Here is a 3,002-nt window from a genome sequence, read left to right on the forward strand (position 1 = left end):
TGCATTGGCACTGTCACTTTATACAAAAATTTGAAGACGAATGTCGTATGGAATTCGAAAATGTAAACCGTGCTTATGATGCGTTGCTCAAGCCAAAAAATGAAATCTATATCAAAGCTTGGCAAGAAGGCAAAACGGGCATTCCAATTGTAGATGCTTGTATGCGCTGCTTGGTTCAAACAGGTTATATCAACTTTAGAATGCGTGCAATGGTGGTGTCGTTTTTTACGTTTAATTTATGGCAAGATTGGCGCGAATTGCATTTTTTGGCAAGACAATTTTTAGATTATGAACCAGGAATTCATTATCCACAAATCCAAATGCAATCGGGAACAACAGGCATTAATACGATTCGAATATACAGCCCAATTAAAAACTCAGAAGAACACGATTCCGAAGGGGTTTTTATTAAACAATGGCTTCCTGAATTAGCAGAAATACCTATTTCGTTACTTCACGAACCTTGGAAAATGAATGAAATGGAACAACAATTCTACAATTGCGAAATTGGCACCGATTATCCATATCCGATAGTTGACATTGACGAAACCCGAAAATACGCCAGCGATATTGTATGGAGTTTTCGCAAAAAAGACGAAGTAAGGGAAGAAGGCAAACGCATTTTACAAAAACACGTCAGCAATCCAAATTCCAAAAAGAGAATCCCAAAAACTAAAAAAGCAACAAAATAAAATGGCAATATTTCTAAAAGCAAATTGGGAGAACATTATAATGGCAAACTACGAAATTGCTCCCGAAATTCTGGAATCCTTTTTACCAAAAGGAGTTCATTTGGATTTATTTGACGGAAAATGTTATGTGAGTTTGGTTGGTTTTATGTTCAAAAAAACCAAATTATTTGGTGTTCCAATTCCATTTTTTGGTACTTTCGAAGAAGTAAATCTTCGCTTTTATGTGTATCGAAAAATTGGGGACGAAATAAGACGAGGCGTAGTTTTTATCGATGAGACCGTTCCTTTTCCAATTGTAGCGTGGATGGCAAATAAATTGTATAAAGAACATTATACTGCCGTACCTACAAAACATCAGATAGACCACGAAGGCATACATCAGAAAATAAAATTTGAATGGAAGGCAAACAAGAAATGGAATAGCATTTATGTAGAAAATTCCAAAGATTCAAAAAAGATGACCGATGGTAGTTTTGAGCAATTTATCTACGAACATTATTATGGCTATACCAAAGTGAATGAAAACAAAACATTAGAATACAAACTGCAACATCCAAGTTGGAAAACAAATGAAGTTTTGGATTATAAAATTGATTGCGATTTTGAAGCAATGTATGGCAAAGCATTCTCGGTGCTGAATACCAAAAAACCTGAAGCTGTTTTCATTGCCGAAGGTTCATCAGTAAAAGTAGAATGGAAACGAAAATCGCTTAAATTTTGACAAATGAAAGGCGTAAAAAAACAACATTTACCTACCAAAATTTGTATGGTTTGTCAAAAGCCTTTCGCTTGGCGCAAAAAATGGGAAAAAGTCTGGGACGAAGTAAAATATTGTAGCGATAAATGTAGAAGCAACAAGTAATTTAGATCTCCTGCAAGGTTTCAAAAACCTTGTAGGTGTTTTATTCAAAAACCTACAAGGTCAAAAAAAGACCTTGCAGGATAATCAGCAAATCAAATGTCTAAAACCTTAAGATTAATTCTCGGTGATCAACTTAACAGCAATCATTCTTGGTTTCAAACCATTGATGAATCGGTTAGTTATGTTTTGATGGAAATTCGCTCCGAAACCGATTATGCCACACATCATATCCAGAAAATTGTAGGCTTCTTTGCTGCAATGCAAGAATTTGTTAAAGACTTGAAATCGAAAAATCATAACGTGATTTACATTCATTTAAATGATGAAAGCAACTTACAATCGTTTGATAAAAATCTTGAATTCTTAATTTCAGAACATCAATTTACCCATTTCGAATACCAATTGCCCGACGAATATCGATTAGATGTATTATTGAAAAATTTCTGCAAAACACTTTCCATTTCAACATCGGTTGTGGATTCAGAACATTTTATGAGCACACGAGAAGAATTGGGAGATTTTTTTGAAGGAAAAAAAACGTTTCTGATGGAAAATTTCTATCACATGATGCGAAAAAAACACCATGTTTTAATGCAAGGCGACAAACCATTGACAGGAAAATGGAATTATGATGGCGAAAACCGAAAAAAATTACCTAAAGACCATAAACCAACTCCGCCATTGGTTTTCAATAATGATGTTTGCGAAATTCTCGCAGAAATCCGTAAAACTAACATTAAAACCATTGGAAACATCGACGCCGAAAATTTCGTCTGGCCTGTAAACAGAAAACAATCTTTAGAATTATTGGATTTTTTCGCTACGGAATGTTTGTCCCTTTTCGGGAGTTATCAAGATGCGATGACGCCCAACGAATGGTCTTTGTATCATGCTCGGCTTTCGTTTTCGATGAATTGTAAGTTAATTTCTCCTTCAGAAGTTATTAATAGAGCCATTCAAGAATGGGAAAATCGTCCAGACGAAATAGAATACAACCAGTTAGAAGGTTTTGTACGACAAATAATAGGTTGGCGGGAATATATGCGAGGTATTTATTGGAACAAAATGCCCGATTATGCTACGTTGAATTATTTCGGCCACGAAAATAAATTACCCGATTGGTTTTGGACCGGAAAAACAAAAATGAATTGCTTGAAAGATGCGATTAATCAATCTTTGAATTACGCGTATGCCCATCATATTCAGCGCTTAATGATTACTGGGAATTTCGCGCTTTTGGCCGGCGTTCATCCTGACGAAGTCGATGCTTGGTATTTAGGAATTTATATTGACGCTATCGAATGGGTCGAAATTACTAACACACGAGGAATGAGCCAGTTTGCCGATGGCGGAATTGTGGGCACAAAACCCTACGTAAGTTCAGCTAGCTATATTGACAAAATGAGTCATTATTGTGGAAGTTGTTATTACAAAAAAGCAGTAAAAAC

General features: G+C 35.5%; 4 protein-coding genes. All 4 read left to right on the plus strand.

All coding sequences use genetic code 11. The features are described from left to right. A partial coding sequence (locus ACKVOD_RS09745; RefSeq protein ID WP_409209280.1) for an FAD-binding domain-containing protein occupies positions 1-692 on the plus strand: 692 nt, incomplete at its 5' end. A gap of 1 nt (position 693) precedes the next feature. Then, positions 694-1,413, plus strand: coding sequence for a YqjF family protein (locus tag ACKVOD_RS09750; protein WP_409209281.1), 720 nt, complete (start codon positions 694-696; stop codon positions 1,411-1,413). A gap of 3 nt (positions 1,414-1,416) precedes the next feature. Continuing rightward, positions 1,417-1,554 carry a DUF2256 domain-containing protein gene (locus ACKVOD_RS09755; protein ID WP_409209282.1) on the plus strand — a complete coding sequence of 46 codons (138 nt, stop codon included), beginning with the start codon at positions 1,417-1,419 and terminating at the stop codon, positions 1,552-1,554. A 96-nt stretch (positions 1,555-1,650) separates the two neighbouring features. After that, positions 1,651-3,002: cryptochrome/photolyase family protein (locus ACKVOD_RS09760; RefSeq protein WP_409209283.1), on the plus strand; the 1,352-nt coding region annotated here is incomplete at its 3' end.

Origin of the sequence: Flavobacterium sp. (genome assembly GCF_046155325.1) — a bacterium.
GTDB lineage: Bacteria > Bacteroidota > Bacteroidia > Flavobacteriales > Flavobacteriaceae > Flavobacterium.